Source organism: Paraburkholderia domus, from assembly GCF_905220705.1.
In the GTDB taxonomy this organism is placed as follows: domain Bacteria; phylum Pseudomonadota; class Gammaproteobacteria; order Burkholderiales; family Burkholderiaceae; genus Paraburkholderia; species Paraburkholderia domus.
The window spans coordinates 1-2510 of sequence record NZ_CAJNAT010000072.1 but is presented as its reverse complement, the minus strand read 5'-3'; the positions used below and the strand labels follow the sequence as shown (position 1 = coordinate 2510).

The following is a 2510-nucleotide window of genomic DNA, read 5'->3' as shown; positions in this document are numbered from 1 at the left end:
TTAGAACGAGTAGATGAGTTGCGTGCCGAGCAGGTCGTTGGACTTGCCATACGAACCGTCGTTCTTCAGGAACACCTGCTTGTTGGCCCAGTCGTGGCGATATTCCACCTTGACCGTGATCTGCTGGGTCGGATAGAACAGCAGGTCGAGTGCGACGTCCTGATGGGTGGCGCCCTTGCACTCGAAGCCCAGACCGCCGTTCGCCTTCGAATTGGCGAGACAGTCCGCGCCGATACCGAAGCCGTCGGCCGTGTCCATGCCGTTCGCATTCAACGCAACGCCACCGCCGCCGCCGCCATTCTTGCTGTCGACCAGCAGGTCATAGCGCAACGTCGCGCCCATGCGGCCCACCACCGGCATGCTGAACTTGCGGTGCGCGAGCAGCGACAGGCCATACCACTGCGCCTGGCCACCGTTGAACGCAGCGTTCTGCTGCTGGCCGTAGTCGACTTCGGCGTTGTACTGGACGTCGGCCTGCGTATAGGCCAGATCCGCTTCGCCGAAGAAGAACGTGCCATACGGATTGGACGCCCCACCACCCACACCGTAGACGAACGAACCCGGAATCGGTGCGCCGGTCGCATCGGTTGCCTGCGCGCTAGCCAGCGTCTGGCGGCCGATGTTGAACGAACCGCCGATATCCAGCGCGCTCGACCACGTGTAGTCGACCCGGGCCGTGAAGGTCGGGATCTTGTTGCTGCTCGTGATCGGGTCGCCCAGCGCGTTGGTGCCGGTCTGCACCACCGAGCCATACGTGCGGTACTGTTCGTTGCCCAGCATGAACTTCCATGCCCAGTTGCTGCCGTCACCCGTGTAGTTCACGCCGACGCCGATATAGCTGCCCGGATCCGAGAAGTCATACAGCAGGTTGTGCGTGAGCGTCAGCATCTGGTTCGACTGCTGCACTTCATAGCCGCCGAAGCTCGGCATCAAACCCGCTACGAAGGTCGTCGTCGCCGTCACCGGAACGGTCACGACCGCCGTGTTCAGGATGTTGTTGCCGATCTGGCCATGCTCGTTCTGCAGCAGCGTAATACCGTTGCCACGGTTCGGCATCAGGGTGATTTCGGCCGACGGCGCCATCGGGCCGACACCGAAGGTCTTCTTGATGTCGAGGTACACATCGCCGAACGTGCTGTTGAAGTAGTTGTAGCTGCTTTCGTGGTTCGCGAACAGGAACGACGAGCTGCTGGCCGCCCGGTTATAGATGTAGGTCGGGTCGATATAGCCCGTCACCGACAGACCGGCGAGCGGGCCGGTATTCTGCGCGTCCACCAGCGAATCGACCTTCAGCTGCTGGTTGGCGAGTTGCTGCTTCATCGTGTCGACCTGGTCGTTGGTCAGCGTCGCACGTGCCTTGCCGTAGTCCGGCGAGGAGATGTCCACCGGCGCTTCCGCGACGGCCGGCGCCGGGGCAGGGGCCGCAATAGCCGCCGCTTTCGGCTTGGTCGCCACCTCGGACCTCAACTGCTTGACCTCCTTCTGCAGCGCGTTGAGCTGGGCCTGCAGCGCCTTGATCTGGTCGCTGGTGGCGTCTGCCATGGCCATGCCAGGCAGACTCCCCGCCACCAGCAGACAGATGAGCTTCTTTCTCATGCAAATTCTCCTTATTGGTCGTATTGCAAAAGGACTTCTTATGCGCGTGCCGTATCGAGCGATTTCCGTACGGCGGCTTGTTGTGGGGCTGACGGCAAGGGGTCGGCGGCTTCGGCGAGTGCGAAAGCCATCTGCATGTCGCGGTTGCGCTTGCGCTCACGCACCTGCATCCAGCGGTTGACGGCGATCACCCCGATCGTCACCGTGGTGATGAAGATCGTGGCAAGCGCATTCATTTCCGGATTCAGACCCAGGCGCACACGCGAGAACACGACGAGCGGCAGGGTGGTCGAACCGGGGCCGGACAGGAACGCGGAGAGCACGAGGTCGTCGAATGACAGCGTGAACGACAGCAGCCAGCCGGACATCAAGGCCTGCGAGATCAGCGGCAGCGTGATCAGGAAGAACACCTTGAAGGGCGTTGCGCCGAGATCGAGTGCGGCTTCTTCGAGCGACTTGTTGAGCTCCTTCACACGCGACTGCACGATGATCGCCACGTACGACACGCACAGCATCACGTGACCGATCCAGATCGTGAAGAGGCCACGGCCCTTCGGCCAGCCGAGCATCTGTTCGAGCGCGACGAACAGCAGCAGCAGCGAGATGCCCTGGATCACCTCAGGAATCACGAGCGGTGCGTTGATCATGCCGGCGAACAGCGTGAAGCCCCGGAAGCGTCCGAAACGGGCCAGCACGAAACCGGCCCACGTTCCGATCACGACGGATGCGCACGCGGTCAGCAGACCGATCTTGAGCGACAGCCACGCGGCATTGAGCAGTTCGTCATCCTGCAGCAGCGCGCCGTACCACTTGAGCGAGAAGCCGGACCACACGGTGACGAGCTTCGATTCGTTGAACGAATACACCACCAGGCTGATGATCGGGATATACAGAAACAGAAACCCGAACGTCAG

General features: G+C 61.8%; 2 protein-coding genes. Both read right to left on the bottom strand.

The genetic code is table 11. From position 1 onward, the window contains the following. Positions 1-1596 carry a DUF3138 family protein gene (locus KHO31_RS38885; RefSeq protein WP_201124224.1) on the bottom strand — a complete coding sequence of 532 codons (1596 nt, stop codon included), beginning with the start codon at positions 1594-1596 and terminating at the stop codon, positions 1-3. Between the two features lie 38 nt (positions 1597-1634). After that, a partial coding sequence (locus KHO31_RS38880; RefSeq protein ID WP_407945986.1) for an ABC transporter permease subunit occupies positions 1635-2510 on the bottom strand: 876 nt, incomplete at its 5' end.